Annotated in this window: 13 protein-coding genes; 2 read left to right on the forward strand and 11 right to left on the reverse strand. The window is 57.3% G+C overall.

The annotated features are described in order from the left end of the window. Nucleotides 1–34: 34 nt before the first annotated feature. The 7 genes from K9U38_RS07500 to K9U38_RS07530 all read right to left on the reverse strand — a co-directional run bounded on the left by K9U38_RS07500 (nt 35) and on the right by K9U38_RS07530 (nt 8,142). Entirely contained in the window at nt 35–457 is a 423-nt protein-coding gene (locus K9U38_RS07500) for a hypothetical protein (protein WP_224493713.1), read from the reverse strand. Continuing rightward, nucleotides 457–1,797, reverse strand: coding sequence for a phosphatase PAP2/dual specificity phosphatase family protein (locus tag K9U38_RS07505; protein WP_224493714.1), 1,341 nt, complete (start codon nt 1,795–1,797; stop codon nt 457–459). Before K9U38_RS07505 ends, K9U38_RS07500 begins: the two co-directional genes overlap by 1 nt. Then, nucleotides 1,794–3,572, reverse strand: coding sequence for a bifunctional alpha/beta hydrolase/class I SAM-dependent methyltransferase (locus tag K9U38_RS07510; protein ID WP_224493715.1), 1,779 nt, complete (start codon nt 3,570–3,572; stop codon nt 1,794–1,796). Before K9U38_RS07510 ends, K9U38_RS07505 begins: the two co-directional genes overlap by 4 nt. Nucleotides 3,573–3,597: 25 nt before the next feature. Next, nucleotides 3,598–4,215 (reverse strand): CDP-alcohol phosphatidyltransferase family protein, encoded by a 618-nt coding sequence (locus K9U38_RS07515; RefSeq protein WP_224493716.1) that lies wholly within the window; start codon nt 4,213–4,215, stop codon nt 3,598–3,600. A 73-nt stretch (nt 4,216–4,288) separates the two neighbouring features. Continuing rightward, nucleotides 4,289–5,653 (reverse strand): GGDEF domain-containing protein, encoded by a 1,365-nt coding sequence (locus K9U38_RS07520; protein WP_224493717.1) that lies wholly within the window; start codon nt 5,651–5,653, stop codon nt 4,289–4,291. 14 nt (nt 5,654–5,667) lie between these two features. Continuing rightward, entirely contained in the window at nt 5,668–6,429 is a 762-nt protein-coding gene (locus K9U38_RS07525) for a transporter substrate-binding domain-containing protein (RefSeq protein ID WP_224493718.1), read from the reverse strand. Nucleotides 6,430–6,549: 120 nt separating this feature from the next. After that, entirely contained in the window at nt 6,550–8,142 is a 1,593-nt protein-coding gene (locus K9U38_RS07530; RefSeq protein WP_224493719.1) for an EAL domain-containing protein, read from the reverse strand. Between the two features lie 242 nt (nt 8,143–8,384). Between K9U38_RS07530 and K9U38_RS07535 the strand changes: the two genes are divergently transcribed. Then, nucleotides 8,385–10,142: a putative bifunctional diguanylate cyclase/phosphodiesterase gene (locus K9U38_RS07535; protein ID WP_224493720.1), complete on the forward strand. Its 1,758-nt coding sequence runs from the start codon at nt 8,385–8,387 to the stop codon at nt 10,140–10,142. Nucleotides 10,143–10,164: 22 nt separating this feature from the next. Here K9U38_RS07535 and K9U38_RS07540 read toward each other — a convergent pair whose 3' ends face one another. Next, a complete protein-coding gene (locus K9U38_RS07540; protein ID WP_224493721.1) occupies nt 10,165–10,464 on the reverse strand; it encodes a hypothetical protein in 300 nt (99 codons plus the stop codon). Nucleotides 10,465–10,692: 228 nt separating this feature from the next. Next, nucleotides 10,693–11,703 (reverse strand): DNA topoisomerase IB, encoded by a 1,011-nt coding sequence (locus K9U38_RS07545; protein WP_224493722.1) that lies wholly within the window; start codon nt 11,701–11,703, stop codon nt 10,693–10,695. A 201-nt stretch (nt 11,704–11,904) separates the two neighbouring features. On the opposite strand from K9U38_RS07545, the gene ku (K9U38_RS07550) reads away from it, so the two are divergent. Beyond that, complete coding sequence (ku, locus tag K9U38_RS07550; RefSeq protein WP_224493723.1) at nt 11,905–12,711, forward strand: non-homologous end joining protein Ku; 807 nt, start codon at nt 11,905–11,907, stop codon at nt 12,709–12,711. Nucleotides 12,712–12,721: 10 nt separating this feature from the next. Here the strand turns inward: ku (K9U38_RS07550) and ligD are convergent, their stop codons facing one another. After that, complete coding sequence (ligD, locus tag K9U38_RS07555) at nt 12,722–15,280, reverse strand: DNA ligase D (RefSeq protein WP_224493724.1); 2,559 nt, start codon at nt 15,278–15,280, stop codon at nt 12,722–12,724. Between the two features lie 51 nt (nt 15,281–15,331). Further along, nucleotides 15,332–16,165, reverse strand: coding sequence for a non-homologous end joining protein Ku (ku, locus tag K9U38_RS07560; RefSeq protein ID WP_224493725.1), 834 nt, complete (start codon nt 16,163–16,165; stop codon nt 15,332–15,334). Nucleotides 16,166–16,232 lie beyond the last annotated feature (67 nt).

Genomic DNA, 16,232 nt, shown 5'->3' on the forward strand with positions numbered 1-16,232 from the left:
AGTCCCCCCGGAATTTGGATTGTGAGCCCGCAACCTAAACAATCCACAAGCCATAGGCCGTCAAAGCCGCGAAAAGAGCAAGAGAAGCTGCAAATGCAAGATGGAGTTTCATCAGCAGATTGTTCGTCGCGGCAATCCGCACACGAAGGGGCCGCGTTACTTTCGGGCATTTGCGCAGGTGCATGCGCTCTAGGAGATCATCTGCTGCCCGGCAGCCATCGGTCTCATCTTCATGCGAGGCGATGTAATTGAAAAGCGCTGCGTCGAATCGAAGATAGACAGCAAGGAAAAGTGTAATCAGTCCGCCGACGATCATGAGCGGCCAAAGCCAGCTGAACAATGGCCCTCCGGCATCGCCGACAATGGACGAGGCAACGAGTAGGAGGCATGTCAGGAACCCGTAGGCATGAGCCCGATGCTTCAGGTGAGCAGCGAATTTTGCAGCGTCATCGTCCATCATGCGTTCCCTTCCTCCCGAAAGGTGATCATCTCTTGCGTCAGATGGATCCGTCGACCTTTGGCTTCAATCAGTCGAATTGCTTCGGCAGCACTGTTTGCGCGGCCACTGCGTACAAGCCAGCAGGCAATGACTGCGGCGCTGCGCTGGAAGCCCAGTGCGCAGCAGACCAGGACGGGTCCCTCATGGCGGGTATTTTCGAGCGCTTCGGCTGCTTTTTCAAGGTCGATGCGTGGTACGGGAAGAAGATCGAGAGCTGGAAATGACTGCCAGGCGGTGCCAGTTCTGGCTGACCCTGCAAGTTCGCTTGTCAGGTCGATCACCGTAGCAAAGGATGATTGCTCCAAACGTCTCGGCAGTCGACCGAGATAGACGCCAGGGCAAACAAGCACTGAGGGTGCCAGCCTTCTTGTCCACACGATGCTGTTGATCACTGCGCCAAGCCTGTAGGGCGCAAGGAGCCACCGGCTCGCGAATGAAACAGTACCATCGTGCGCCTTCTGGAACACCTTGACGCCAGCGCCGAAATAGCCCGCGGCAACGATGGCGAGAGCCAGCGATGGCCAAAGGAAAAAGAGAAATGCGGCGGAAAATCTTGTTCCGACAGCGGCAATCAGCAGAAAAGTCAGGCTGCCAGCCGCGTAGCAATAGCCAATGGCTCGTGATTTGCCGTCATTGGTTAGCCGAAATCCGGCGAGCGGCGAAGGTGCGCCTGCAGGAAACAGCCACAAGGCAAAGAGACCAAGCAGAGCCCCTGTTGGTATGTCGATGACGTGATGCTGGTAGGTGGTGAGCACGGACAGGCCGATCAACACGCACCATAGGTGCCAGACCCACAGGATTGGCCCGGACAGGCGACTGCGCCAATGCACCCAGATGATCACCAGCAGGGCGATGTGGAGCGAGGGTGCCTGGTTGAAAGGTCGGTCGAAACCGCCAAGCACGTCGAACAGGAAGCCGGGTGCCCCGCTGGTCTGTGGCTTCTCGAAGATGAAGCGCAGCGGGAGCAGGATGAATACGCCAACCGCGATTGCCTGAGCCGCCAGATAGCGCTTCGCCAGCCGATCAACTTCGACGGTCGTCTCATTGAAAAACAGTGACAGACCGTAGAACAGATTGATCGACCAATAGGGAAAGATCGTCCAAGCGATGAACGGGATGGCATGTTCCCAGCCAAAAGTAATGTTCGGAACGTTCATCCGCTGCAAGGCCAGCCAGTTGGCCGTACCGTAGGAAATATAGAACAGTGGTGCAAGGACGAGCAACCAAAGGATCGCACGTTTCGCCACAGCCCTATCGAACCGCCATTTCCCAGCGCGTGCGACTTCGCTGGCCGTCATAGGCGCACCGCTAGCGATACCGTGAAGATGCCCCATTGATCGATACGCTGTTCGATTTTCTTGAAGCCGGCCGCTGCGACCAGCTGATCCATCTCCGCCTGGGTCCGGCGGCGCATGACCCAAGCCTCGCCGCCACGGTGCGAGGTAAGCGCCCGCGCGATCATTTCCAGCTGGGGATGCCATGGCTGATTGGTATAGAGGAGGAGGCTCCCCGGTTTCATCGCCCTTGCCAGGCCGTCAAGCGAGCGCTCGATCAACCGGTTATCTGCGAACAGCTCATAGAGTCCGGAGACGATCGCAAGGTCGGGGTGGGGCACAGTAGACGCGAGCCTGTCGCCGTCGAAGGCATCGGCTTGACGGAAGGCAGCTGTTTCGCCCAATCCCCTTTCCGCGATCAGCTTTTTTCCTGCATCCACATTGATCGGTGAATAATCCTGCAGAACAACGCTGTCCGGTTTTACCTCTGATTTGGCGATGGCATCGAGTATATAGCGGCCATGCCCGGCGGCGATGTCGAGCATGTGCGTGGTGTGGCCCGTCTCGCGCAAGCGTGACAATGCAAGTCCGATGAACTCTTCCAGATGAAGCTTGCGCTGGCGAATGCCACGCCAGCCTATGGCATCGAGGAATTGCCGGTCGACAAGCTTGCCAACCGGGCCAAATCCACGCGGTTGGTTCTCGTAAACATAGTCGAGTGTCGAACCGGAATCGAAGCCAGTCTTGACGCCGGTTTTCAGGCCTCGGGAAAACACGGCGCCGAGACGGATAGAGGCCCGGTAGAGAGCCCAGTACAGGCCCTTCGCGGATAGCGGGTCATGCGGTGATGATAGCCTGTCGGCTTCATCGCGGGTGTGCCCGGACTGATCGGCACTCGTTACATCGAGCGGTGCAGGTTTGGTGGAAAAGCGACTTTCAAGGAAGACACGAACATGGGCGATAGCCGTGGCCCGGTCTCTCTCACCAAGCGTGTCATGGAAGAAACCTGCCAGGATGTGGCGTTCTTTCAAGGGATGGGCCAGATTTTCATAGAAGCGGTGCTGCGGTGCATGGCGCACCACCCAGTCATTGCCGGAGATCAACAGTTGAGTCGGCACGATGACGGCGCGTCCGTCGTCTACGATGCGCTCGCCAGCATCGTAGAGGTCAAGCAAGACATTCGATGCGATCGGACGGGTGATCAGGGGATCGTTTTCGAAGGAAGCAATCCGGTCCGGATCGTGGGTGAGGAACCTGGCCTTCACATAGGAATTGACGAAGAACTGCCCTTTGAGTTTCTGCCAAAGCCGGATGCCTTCGCGGGCGAAGGGTACATAGAGCTTCACGCTGAAGGCCGGTGAAGCCAGCACCAGCGCGCGTATCGGCGGCGCATAATCGTGCACCCAGGTTGCAGCCAGCACCGCGCCGACGGATTGGGCAATGATTGCCATATCGTCGACGGCCAAGCCGTCGACCGCACCGATATGCCGGACGAAGCTGTCGAGGTCGCGCACGGATGCTGCGAATGAAGGTGAGAAGCCCCGCACGCCCGGCGAACGTCCGTGCCCCCGCGCATCCCATGCATAGAAAGCAAAGTCATCCAGCCCGAGTTCTTCGACCAGATGGGCGACACGGCCGCCATGTTCGTGGCCGCGATGCAGGAGCACGATGGCGCCTCTCGCCTTGCCGGATCGAGCGGGCCACACGCGATAGAACAGTTCAGTTCCATCATGGGTTGTGAAGGTTTTTTCGTGCGCCGTTACAGGCGTTGCAGGACTGAACGAAGGGTCAGCGCTCATGGTCTGCTCCAGATGGGAAATCATGTCAGGAAGGGGACGCATGCGACCGCCGGAGACCGGCGCGGATTCGATTGACCATGGTGCAGACCGATAGCAATGCCATCAACGGAAAGGCCCAGCCAAGCCAGCTTGGCAGCACGAACCCGCTGCCTATCAGCGCGCCGATGATGCCAAGCGCAAGCGCCCGGTCGCTCTTGCCAAAGGGGCCGTCATAACCACGACCGCCGCCGGTCATGACACCGAGCACGCCGGCATATTCCGCAAGCATCGCCGTAACAGCAAAGGCCACAACGCCCGCTGCAGAAAATGGCGCGACAAGAAGAAACGGCAAGATCAGCGCCACATCCGAGATCACGTCGCCGACCTCATTGAGATAGGCCCCGAGTTTCGATGCCTGGCCAAATTCCCGCGCCATCATTCCGTCAATCGCATTGAGCGCCATGCGCACGAACAGCACGACGGGCAATATCCAGAACAGCCAAGTGACCGTTGGAAACAGTGCGATCAGCGCGCCAGTAAGAACAGAAATTACCGTTGCTGCAATGGTCACCTGATTGGCTGTTGCCCCCCAAGCCACCAAGCGACCGACAAGCGGTCGCAGGAAGTTCTGGAATGCGGGCTTTATTGTGTAGAGCGTTGGCATGAATCCCCCCGGTGTGCCCGCTTGCCTCTATTTCAACTTAGGGTGAGGAAAGGACGGCCGCAATGGCCTCGTTTCAGGCCGGTACGGATTTCAAATCCGTGCGGCCGGACAGGGGGAGGGCCTTGACGATATTCCGTCCGGAGTGCTTAGCGAGATAAAGCGCCCGGTCGGCATTTTCCAGCAGTTCGGCCGAACCCTGAAACGCCGCGCTCCGGACCGAAGCGACGCCGACACTGGCGGTGATGCGAATGACTTCATCATGGGTTGTCTTGATGATCAGACTGCTGATGGACAGCCGGATCTTTTCTGCTTCTGCGAACGCATCCTGCAGATTGCATCCGGGGAACACGACGGAGAACTCCTCCCCTCCGTAACGGGCCGCGTGGCATTCACGCTCTGTGCCGACACTGCGGAGCACGTTTGCCGTCATTTTCAGGCAAGTATCGCCCATTTGATGGCCGTACTGATCATTGATGGATTTGAAGTGGTCGAGGTCCACCATAAGGATGGCGAGATCGGAGTCTCCTGCCATGGCCTTGGCGAATTCTTCCTCAAGACGTTTTTCAAAACTTCGCCGGTTGGCGAGCGTTGTCAAACCATCTTCTTCCGACAGCGCCTGCAGAATGGAATTGGTTCGCAAGAGATCATGGGACACGCGGCCATAGGCGTCGATGGCTTCGTAGATGGTGGACAATTCGCGGAACAGGGGCCGTTCAAGCTTGAAGCCACTTGTTTCATACCGGTCGATTGAACGCAGACCCTCGATGGCAGAGTTGATGGGGCTGACGATGTGCTTTGCAACAACGTAAATGGCGCCGACGGCGGTCATGACCGGCAGGATCAGGATGATGATCCACGCAATCTGGATGACACGGGCAGTACGCTGGATATCGCCGGACATGCCATAGGCCAGCACGGCGGCATCGTTGATGATGGATTGGCTCAACTTGTCCGTCACCTGCATGGCGTTCTGGTACGTTTCGAGGGCCTGCTTTTCAAGGTCCGCCCGCATCCCCGCATCCATGGTCGCACTGGTGCCCGAATCCATCCGCCGGATCTGTTCCCGTATGGCGACGATCCGCTTGACGGAAGCACCAACGTCCATGACGCCTTTAGCGAGTTCGTTATTCTCGTCGAGCGTAAAGCTCTGGGCGAGGACATGGGTCTGCAGCTGTAATTGTCGCTCCAGCTCCCGATCCTTGGCGAGATAGATCGACCGGGCAAGCGAAGCCAATCGTTCGACCTTGATGGCGTTGCGGTTCTGGTTCATGACCAGCGGCAATTGCTGTTCCTGGGTATACCGCGCATCGTTCTCGATCTTACGCAGGAATACGATGGAGAAACCCGCAGCGATGATGGCGTAAAAAAGTACAAACGCGATGAGCAGCTTGCCAGCGGTGCCCATCGATATTTGAAAGCCTTTTGTCTTCGCTGTCATGCTCGGGTTGTTACCTAGTAGATGCTGAACGGGAAATACGTATTGTTGATGCGATCATACGTACCGTTGAGCCGGATCTGGCCGATTGCTTTATTGACCTTGGCAATCAGCGCCTTGTTGCCCTTTTGCGCCGTGATATGCGCGGAACTTTTCAGGAAGTCGTTGGTGACCGGATCGCCCACATAATCGAACTTCGAACTTTCCGGCGCCTGCAGGAACGTCAGCAAATCGATGGAGTCGGCCAGGATCAGATCCACCTTACCAGCCTGCAACAATTTCTGCGCCTCGGGCTGATCCTTGGTCAAGACGATCGTGCTTTCGGTGTAGGCTTTTTGCAGGTATTCCGACTGGATTGTCTGACTGCCGGCAGCAATGCGCAAGCCCTTCAGTGCAGCAGGCGATATGTCCTTGAATCTGTTCGGATCGCCGGCGAATGCCGAATGCGAACGGTAGTAATAGTCCGAAAATTCCATACGTTTGGCACGGGCATCGGTGTATGACATGCTGGCAACGACGAGGTCGTACTCATTCTTTTCAAGCCGCCCGATAATATCGTCCCAGGGCACGGCAACGAATGAACAGGTTGCCTTCATTTCGTGACAAACAGCCTTGGCTATGTCGACATCGAATCCGACCAGATTTCCTGAAGCATCGATGGAATTGAAGGGCGGATAGGCGCCTTCTGTTGCTACCTTGAGCTTCAGTTCATCTGCAGTTGCCACACATGCAAAAGTAAGGAACGCGATCGTTACCGCAGCAAAAGTTGTCGTTTTCATACGGCTGTTCTCCGGATTTCACGATGGCAGAATGTGACAGCCGCGATGAATAAACTGTAAGTTGTGCTGGATAAGTGTGAACATACTTGATGTATCATGAATGTGTTTCGTCGAATTATATTATTGGGCAACACTGGCTGGGATGGGAAGGACGCTGAAGCCGGGTGAGATTTCCGTCAGGGCCTCCCTTATCGCGAATGCACCCGAAGGTCGGCCAAAGAGCCATCCCTGACCCTCGACCCGGGGCTTGAGTGCTGCAAAATAATCGCGCTGGGCTGGCGTTTCTATTCCTTCAACGACAATCTCAAGCCCATGGACACGAGCCATGTCGATGATCTGGGGAACGATCGAAACCGAGACTGAACCTGTTCCGATTGTTTGGGTAAACGATTTGTCGATCTTGATACCGTCAACGTTCAGTTCGCCAAGGTAAGCCAAGCTCGAGTAGCCGGTACCAAAATCATCGATATAGATCTTGTGTCCGCGCGAACGCAGACGCTGGATGGCCTCCTTGGCGTCAGATGCATTTGCCGTGGTGCGTTCGGTGATCTCCAGCGCTATCTGGTTGCTGGCAACGCTTGCCCTGCGCAGTCGCATGGCAAGCAATGCACCGAAATGCCGATCTGACAGATCCGCTGCGGAAATATTAATGCTGATATGAAAGCCGGGATTGGCGTGGAGCGCCGCGGACATATCCGACAGAACCTGGTCTATGACGCACATCGTCAGGCGGTTGATGAAGCCGGCCTTTTCCGCGACGGGTATAAAGACATCCGGAGGAATGGTCTCGCCGTTCTCTCGCCAGCGCACCAGAGCTTCCGCCGCCACTGTCCGGCCTGAAGCCACGTCCACGATCGGCTGGTATTCAACCGTCAGGCGGTTCTGGCTCACGGCGTGCTGCAGTCTCGCCTTCAGGCTGAGATTGTTGCGTTGAAGAAGGATCATGATGACGGCGGCAGCACCTCCAAGGGCGGCGCCGAAGGTAGCGATAAGGGAAGCCAATGGCTGCGCCGATGCTTGCAGGCTGCCGATATCGGCGTGCACCGTCACACACGCCAACTGACGGCAAACATTTCGGTAGACCGTATCGCCAGTCCGACCGGCGCCAAGGGGCAGCTTCATGTCGATCTTGCCGATACCCAGTGTACCGAACATGCCGATGGTGGACGATGCGTCCGGTGGATTGTACATCACGCCGAAGGTGTAGGCCGGGTGCTTCAGTGTTTCAAATGCGGCCGGATCCAGCACCACATTGGCATTGCCGATCCCGATGATCGGGGCCGTGGACTTCGAAATTGCCAACCGGGCAGTGGCATAGATGAGTTTTCCGTCCGGCGTTGCCAGATCGTGCCTGATCAATGGCATCGGCTCCTTGCTGTTGCCGAAGACAGCAGAGCAGTGAAAGGAGCCGTCCTTCACACGCCCCATGTCCTTGAGATACTTCGTACTGAACAATGTATCGCGCAGGAACATGATCTCCTTGTCGGAGCAGAACGGATATGGAGAAGAGTTGGCGACAGCCAGCATCCGGTCTGCTTCGGCGAACACTTCCACCGCACGGTCCAGCAGCTCATCCGAGAATATCTGCATCGGACCCCTGTCGCCTGAGATGACGACGAGCCTGCTGATCCACATACCGCATGCGGCACCGGTGGTAATCAGCACAACAGTCATTATTGCCAAGAACCATCGCCGGTCGATATAGCGCGACATTCAGAAAAATCCCCCGAGGCTTGCCCTGCAAATCGTGATGCCGGTCTGCACGCAAGCGTTGCAGCATTATTGCCACTGGGACTGTTAAGATTTCTCTGATTTTCTGCAAACCTGTTCATTTCAACCGGAACCGAATTGCCACCACGCCACGGAGGCAAAAGGGCGTGTTAAACATTGTGACAATGTTTTCGTGGGAGAGTATGCAGGATAGAGTTTGAGGGGGGAGTTACAATCAAAAACAAATGAACCCGGCCAGATCAGAGCAGGAATTTCAGAATATCCTACGGCGGCTGGAGCTTGCGCTTGACGCCTCACAGATCGGGGTTTGGGAGCACAACGCCGACAACGAGGTCCTGTGGGATCTGCAGATGCACAGGCTTTATGCCACCGGCAAAACACAACGAAGCGTGACGGCCGAGCTGTGGATAGACGCCATTCATCCAGATGATCGTGCGCGGGCCCAGGAAGATTTCGAAGAGGCCGTCCGTCGCAAGGGCGACTATTCATCCGAATTCAGAATCGTCCTGTCGGACGGGAACGTCCGGCACATACGATCGAGAGCCCACTATTACGAAGATGGAGAAACCGCAACATTCATCGGCGCCGAGTGGGATGTGACGGCGGACGTGATTTTGACCCGCGAGCTATCGGCCCAAAAGGCCATCGCCGAGGCCAGGGCGCTGGCGCTCGAGGCAAGCACTGCGCAAATCGAGTATGCCGCCGAACACGACTATCTGACTGGTCTGCCAAACAGACGGTTTTTTGACAAACGGCTCTCTGAACTGTCTGCAGACTGCAATCTCGAACGGCTGGCGATCCTGCATGTCGACCTGGACTACTTCAAGCAGATCAACGACACTGCCGGCCATGCGGCGGGCGACGCTGTGTTGAAATCTGCAGGGCTCATGATTGCATCGGTTGTCCCGGAAAACGGTTTCGTGGCGCGCATGGGCGGCGATGAATTCGTCGTTTTGATCCCGAACTTCTCGACGCTCGGTGAGCTGGAGATCGTGGCGCAGCACATTGTGCGGCTGCTCAAGCAGGGCGTCTCCTACGGCGGTACGCTTTTGCAGACGGGCGCTTCGATCGGTGTGGCCTGGATGACTGATGGAAATGCACAAGGCTTGCTGGCCGAGTCCGACATTGCTCTCTATCGCTCGAAGAAGATGGGGCGTAACAGGGTTGAGTTTTTTGCGCCGCATCTGAAAACGGGATTATCGCGCGACAGGCGCATTGCCGAGCACGTCAAATTCGGGCTCGAAAGAGGCGAGTTCGTTCCGTTCTACCAGGCGCAGGTGGATGCGCAAACACGAAGCGTGGTGGGTATCGAGGCACTCGCCCGATGGAAACATCCGCAACGGGGACTACTGACCCCGGAAACGTTCATGAAAGTGGTAACGACTCTGGGGTTGAGCGCCGATTTCGACGCAGCAATACTCAAGGCAATCATACATGACCGGCAAAGCTGGGAAGCGCGGGGGATTGCGGCGCCGCGGGTTGCCGTCAATACATCGGCGGCGCGGCTTTCCGACCCCACCCTCATCGATCAGCTCAAGCAATTGAAGATCGAACCGCACACACTTTCGTTCGAGCTTTTGGAAACGGTTTTCCTCGACGAGCTTGAAGACGATGTTCTTTTCAATATTACGGCGCTGAGGCAGATGGAAATCGATATCGAAGTCGATGACTTCGGTTCCGGACATGCCTCGATCATCGGGTTGCTGAAACTCAAGCCGAAACGGCTCAAGATTGACCAGCGGCTGGTGGTGCCGATCATAAAATCGCGCGAGCAGAGAAGCCTCGTCCGTTCGATCGTCGATATCGCCAAGACACTCGGGATTGACGTCATCGCTGAGGGCGTGGAGACCGTCGCGCACGCGAGGCTTCTTCGCCGGCTGGGATGCGATACATTACAGGGTTATGCGATCGCACACCCGGTCTCGTCGCTGGACCTGTGCGCTTATCTGGTCGCGGCGCAAAGGGACAGGCTGGCAGGATAGCCAGCTGACCGTTAGTTACTTCCTAGTGCTCCGTGCGCGTCTCATTTGCCGCCTTCGGAAGGTTCCGTACGGGAAATGGCTTCTGGAAGTGCCCGCGGCCGGCCAGGAAGTTAAGCTCGCGATTTGCCGCCATTGCGGCGAGTTCGTCTTCATCTCGAATGCCGCTTTCGAATATGGCCATGATTATGCGGGCAAGGTCGTTGCAGCGCTCGTGTGTCTTGGGGCAGCGGTCCAGCAAGCGAGATGCCTGGTTGTGAGCCCGCTGCATGATCTCCCAGTCAGTCGTCGCAAAAATACGTCGGTCTCGAGCCGAGAATGCCATGATACGCTCCCATCTGTTCGGGCGAGAACACATCTATTTCGCGGGTCGCCGTTCCCGCAGACTGGCAACAAAGGATAAGCTAAGCGCATTTCCCGGGCCGCCGCAATTCAGTTCTAATTGTGCAGCATTCCGTGCCACTTACCGCAATGCGAAAACTCCGCCATCATCGACAAACAGGACAAGTCCGGCTCCGCCCGCCAGGCAACATATCCGCCAATGCCACGACATTCATGCATTTGCCCTTTCCAACAGGCGCATCAGACCGGTTTCCGCGCTGCTGAGGCCCTTGCGACATGGGCCACGCAGGAGTGATGTATCGAGTTGACCGGCACTGAAGCAGTCGGTAATCAACGGGTGGACATAGCTCGACCGTGTTACGGCGGGTGTATTGCGCAGATACTCGCTGACATTCCGCATTGCGGCGGCAATTGCACGCTTCCTGGCCGTGTCGGTCGTTGCGTCGACGCGCGCAAGGAACTCGAGCGCACGGGCCGAACCATGGAAAGTGCGAAAATCCTTGGCGCTGACTTTCGAGCCTGAGATTTCGCGCAGGTAGCTGTTCAGTTCGCCGGCGTGCAGGCTGCGCCATCCTCGGTCAATCTTGTATTGGAACAATCTTCCGCGCCGCTTCAACATTTTCAGCCGCTTTACGGCGGACTGATCCTTGATGGCAATTTCGTGCTTTTTCTTGGATTTGCCGGCGAAAACAAAGTTGGCGACGTTACCGTCGATCTTGAGGTCAGTTGACCTGAGCGAGGCGATCCCGCGGCCGCCGTCCTTCGCGTATTTTTCGTGACCTGCGCGAAAGGCTTCCTTATCGATCAACTTTACGGCAAGGGCCGCGAGCGGCCGGCTGGAGGTTGGAGCGTGCCGCATGTCACGGAGAATGCGTTTGCGAATGAGCGGAAGCGCCCTCCCGAATGCGAGGAGGCGATGAGCCTTGATGCTGTTGCGAACCAGTTCCCATTTAGGGTGGTATATATACTGACGGCGTCCAAGATCATCCAGGCCAACAACTTGGATATGTCCGTTATCGCTGTCGCAGCAGAGCACACTGGTCCAGGCGGGAGGGATGACCAATGCCAAAAGCCGCTCGGTGTTTGGACGGGACGCTGGTCGGCCATTCGTATGGACGTACTGGAAGCCATCCCTGTGGGGGACCCGTTTCAGCGTGAACGTTTCCGGATCGACCAGCTCAAGTCCAAGTTCCTTTGCATAATCTGCATAATCCTGCGGCATTGCTTCACCCTGTTGCTGCGGTCAACAACGTGCACGCGTGTGGAGCGGTTCCCAGCACAACCAAAAAGGTGCATTCTGCTCCGCAGAATCCGGTGCGGGATCTGATTCCCGATGCTGCTGTTCAATCATTAAAACGCCTCTCGAGATCTGGAACCAAACAACAACCGATCCGTTCATGCCAATCGTTAGGGAAGGACTGCCATGGCTCCGCGCTCATTCTGGAAGGGGTATCTCAAGCTTTCACTCGTCACCTGTCCGGTCGCAATGGTCCCTGCGACCACCGAGGAAGAAAAGGTACGCTTCCACACGCTGAACCGGAAAACCGGCAATCGTGTCGTGAGCCAGTATGTCGATTCCGTAAGCGGCAAGCCTGTCGACGAAGACGACGAGGTGAAGGGCTACCAGCGGGGCGAAGATGAGTACGTCATGCTTGAGGATGATGAGATCAACGCGGTGGCACTCGAAAGCACACGCACCATTGACATTGAAATGTTCGTGCCGCGGGAGAGCATCGACTGGATATGGTATGACAAGCCGCATTACCTGACCCCCGACGATCCAGTGGGCGAGGAGGCCTTTTCGGTTATTCGCGATGCGATGGAGGCGACCGGGAGGGTTGGCATTTCACGGCTGGTCATGTACCGGCGCGAACGGGCCGTGATGCTCGAACCGCGGGGCTTGGGTATCGTCCTGTGGACGTTGCGCTATGGCGATGAAGTGCGCGACCGCGATGCCTATTTCGGCGATATAAAGAGCGATACGACTGACGCGCAGCTGATGACGCTGGTGAAGACCCTCATCGACGAGCGGACCAAGCCATGGGACCCGAAGATGGTCGATGACCCGGTTCAGGACCGGTTGCTTGAAATCATTGCCGCAAAGAAGAAGGGCAAGAAGCGCCCAGCTGCGAAGAAGGCCGAGCCAGAGCCTACCAGCAATGTCATCAATATCATGGACGCCTTGCGCAAGAGCATCGCGAGCGAAAGCAAGCCGACGAAAAAGCGCTGAGTGTCCTGACCTAGGCCTTCTTGCTCCGTGGCTTTGGCTTTTCGATCGGGACAGCTGCCGCACGGAAGTCGGCCCAGGGATCGGACTTGTACGCTGCAACCCGGATCGGCGTGTTCAGCACCGTAAAGTAGGCGGGCCCGATGCCGGAAGTAAGCTCGCTCCATTCAAGCGGCATCGAGACGGCTGCGCCTGGTCGCGCACGGGTGGAATAGGGCGCCACGGCAGTTGTGCCCCGCTGATTACGCAGATAGTCGATCAGGATTTTTCCCGTGCGTTTTGACTTGGTGATGGTCGAGACATAGCGGTCCGGACTGTCCGCGGCCATTGCATCGGCAATGCCCTTGGTGAAAGCCTTTACCTCCGGCCATGCTGCCTTGGGCTTGACCGGAGCGACCACATGCAGACCCTTGCCGCCTGAAGTCTTGACGAACGCATTGAGGCCGGCTTCTTCAAGCCGCCGGCGCGTCTCATGCGCAGCCTCGATCACGCTTTCCCATGGCACGCCATCGCCGGGATCGAGATCCATGATGATGATGTCCGGATGTTCCCAGTCCTTGACCGTCGATCCCCAAGGATGGATTTCGAGGACGGCGGATTGGACCAATCCAATCAGCCCATCGAGGTCGTTGATACTGATCAGTGGCTCGTCATCCTTGTCCTTCGGGTCCGTCACAAGAGCAATGTTCGGATTGAGACCCTTCCAGGCATGCTTCTGAAAGAAGGACTGACCCGTAATGCCTTCCGGGCTTCTGAGAAGCGCGAGCGGACGACCTACCACAAAGGGGGATATGTATGGCCAGACATCGGTATAATAATTGGCGAGACCTTCCTTGGTGACGCCCTGTTCGGGCCAATAGATGCGGTCCGGATGGGTGAGTTTCACGGTACGCCCCTCTGGTCTTGTTCGGGATCGGGATTTCGTCTCGGCGGCAGAATTCGTTGTCTCCCGTTCAACTTCGTGTGCCGGCTTGTCCTCGCGCAGTCCGCGGAACGCCGCATGCCGCAGCATCTCGTCGGCCGTCCAGGCACGGAATTCCACCTGAGCTACAAGCTGCGGCTTGACGTACCGCACCTGCCTTGCCGCATCAGCGCTCAACCGTTCGGCAAAGGGGCTTTCGGGAATACGGATACGTTCGAGTTTACGGTAGAGGTCTTCGGCCACCGAGGCGCTGTAGCCCGTGCCGACGCGGCCGACATGCTGGAGCTTCTTGCCTTTGTAGACGCCCATGACAAGCGATCCTATGGCTTTACGGGATGTCGTGGACGGGACGTAACCGGCGATGACGAATTCCTGGTGCTGAGAGCACTTGGATTTCACCCAGCTCTTGCCGCGGCCGGAGCGATATGGCGCGTTGTGCAATTTGGATACGATGCCTTCCAGTCCGAGACGGCAGGCATGGTCATGGATCAGTGCGCCGTCCCCCTCGAAATGCTCGCTGAACCGTATCTGTGTTGACGCATTGGTAACGAGATTTTGCAACACGGCTTTCCGCTCGGTGAGGGGCAGGGCCTGCAGGTCATATCCATCGAGGTGGAGCAAGTCGAATACATAGAAGACAAAACGGTCCGTCCGGTCCGTGCTGAGGTCTGCCTGCAGCGCGGAAAAATCCGATGCGCCGGCGGCATTCTCCACGACCAGTTCGCCGTCGATCACTGCCGTGCCGACGGGCAGGTCCTGAAACGCCGCCATGATCTGCTTGCCGAATTTCTTGGTCCAGTCCAGACCCGTGCGAGTCAGCAGTTTGACGCGACCTGCCTCGATCCGGGCTTGGAGGCGATAGCCGTCAAATTTGATCTCATGAATCCAGCGTTCGCCTTTTGGCGGTTTCGGGGCAAGCGTCGCCAAGGCTGGTTCGATGAACTCCGGCAGGCGCGCTTTCTTTGCGCCCGGGAGGGTTGACGGATCAGGGCCGCTGGTTTCGGCGACCACCGTCTTTCTTGTGGGTTTCGGCTTCGCCGCTCCCTTTTCGATCTTGCCAGTCTTCGACGACCAGCCCGGCGCCTCGCCGGCCACATCGGCAATCTGACGTCCTGTCTTCACCGACTTGGGCATCTCTTCGAGGATATCCGGGTCACTTTCTGATCGGGCAGCTTCGTCTTCCCCCTTGATAAGCAGCCAGTTTTCGCGTTTCTCACGCGGCTTGCCATGCATGCGAACCAGGTGCCAGCGGCCGGAAAGCTTCTTGCCGTGCAGTTCGAACTCCAGGTGGCCCTTGGCATAGCCCCGATCAGGGTCGAACACCGGCGTCCACGTGCCTCGATCCCAGACAATGACTGTACCGCCACCATATTCGCCCTTGGGAATGGTTCCTTCGAAGTCGCCATATTCGAGCGGATGATCCTCGACATGGACCGCCAGCCGCTTCTCGCCGGGAACCAGGCTCGGACCGCGGGTAACGGCCCAGCTTTTCAGTACGCCATCCATTTCCAGACGGAAGTCGTAGTGGAGCCGTCGCGCATCGTGCTTCTGAATAACGAAGCTGTTGCCCGATTTCCGTCCCTTGCGGCCTTTGGGTTCGGACGTGGTCTTGAAATCACGTTTCTTGCGGTAGGTTTCGAGCGCGACCATGGATCAGATACTCGGGCGACAATAGCGGTGCATCGATCTTCCCCCGAGGCGCTAGCTTGCTTTCCGCCGTGCCGGCTCCGCCTTGGCTTTCTTCGTCGCGGCTGGCTTCTTTGCGACGCCCGCGCTTTCACGCAAAGCCTGCATGAGATCGACAACCTTTTCAGATTTGACGGGCTTTCTTGCGGGAATCGGCTTGCCCTCAAGTTTCGCCTTGACCATTTCGGCGAGCGCGGCCTCGTAGCGATCCTTGTATTCGGATGGCTTGAAGGTACCGTGTTTGGTTTCGATGATATGTTTGGCAAGGTCGAGCATCTCGCCCTTGATTTTCATATCCGGAACATCGCTGAAGGCGTCCTTGGCCGAGCGGACCTCGTAGTCGAAGTTCAAAGTGGTCGCAATCAGCCCGGAATCCTCGGCCCGGATGAGGAGTGTGCGGACACGCCGGAAGAGCACGGTCTGTGCGAGGGCAGCGACCTTCTTGGCCTTCAGGCCGTCTCTGATCAGGGCAAATGCCTCCTGACCAAGCTTGTCACTTGGCGTTAGGTAATAGGGCTTGTCGAAATAGGTGTGGTCGAGTTCGTCGTAGGAGATGAAGGCCTCGACAGCCAGGGTCTTATCGCTTTCAGGGACCGCCGCCGCAACCTCTTCAGGTTCCAGCACGATGTACTCACCGCTGCCGACCTCATAGCCCTTGACCTGGTCTTCGCGTTCCACCGGCTTGCCCGTATCGCTGTCTATGAATTGACGCTGGACACGGTGGCCAGTCGCGCGATTGAGGGTGTGAAATGCAATACGTTCAGACGTTGAAGCGGCGGTATAAAGGGCGACGGGGCAGGTAAGCTCCGCAACCTTCAGAAAGCCCTTCCAGTTCGCACGTGGCGCCAATACTCAACTCCCTTTGGCTACCGTGAGGAATGCCGGAGACTGCAGTTGGTTCCGATGATGGCGTTTA

It is taken from the genome of Phyllobacterium lublinensis (assembly GCF_020164435.1).
Classification (GTDB): domain Bacteria; phylum Pseudomonadota; class Alphaproteobacteria; order Rhizobiales; family Rhizobiaceae; genus Phyllobacterium; species Phyllobacterium lublinensis.

Excerpts from the sequence above, each read along its gene's own strand:
- K9U38_RS07510 (WP_224493715.1), bottom strand. The coding sequence starts at position 3,572 with ATGAGCGCTGACCCTTCGTTCAGTCCTGCAACGCCTGTAACGGCGCAC.
- K9U38_RS07515 (WP_224493716.1), bottom strand. The coding sequence starts at position 4,215 with ATGCCAACGCTCTACACAATAAAGCCCGCATTCCAGAACTTCCTGCGA.
- K9U38_RS07540 (WP_224493721.1), bottom strand. The coding sequence starts at position 10,464 with ATGGCATTCTCGGCTCGAGACCGACGTATTTTTGCGACGACTGACTGG.
- K9U38_RS07505 (WP_224493714.1), bottom strand. The coding sequence starts at position 1,797 with ATGACGGCCAGCGAAGTCGCACGCGCTGGGAAATGGCGGTTCGATAGG.
- K9U38_RS07525 (WP_224493718.1), bottom strand. The coding sequence starts at position 6,429 with ATGAAAACGACAACTTTTGCTGCGGTAACGATCGCGTTCCTTACTTTT.
- K9U38_RS07530 (WP_224493719.1), bottom strand. The coding sequence starts at position 8,142 with ATGTCGCGCTATATCGACCGGCGATGGTTCTTGGCAATAATGACTGTT.
- K9U38_RS07535 (WP_224493720.1), top strand. The coding sequence starts at position 8,385 with ATGAACCCGGCCAGATCAGAGCAGGAATTTCAGAATATCCTACGGCGG.
- K9U38_RS07520 (WP_224493717.1), bottom strand. The coding sequence starts at position 5,653 with ATGACAGCGAAGACAAAAGGCTTTCAAATATCGATGGGCACCGCTGGC.
- K9U38_RS07545 (WP_224493722.1), bottom strand. The coding sequence starts at position 11,703 with ATGCCGCAGGATTATGCAGATTATGCAAAGGAACTTGGACTTGAGCTG.
- K9U38_RS07500 (WP_224493713.1), bottom strand. The coding sequence starts at position 457 with ATGGACGATGACGCTGCAAAATTCGCTGCTCACCTGAAGCATCGGGCT.
- ku (WP_224493723.1), top strand. The coding sequence starts at position 11,905 with ATGGCTCCGCGCTCATTCTGGAAGGGGTATCTCAAGCTTTCACTCGTC.
- ligD (WP_224493724.1), bottom strand. The coding sequence starts at position 15,280 with ATGGTCGCGCTCGAAACCTACCGCAAGAAACGTGATTTCAAGACCACG.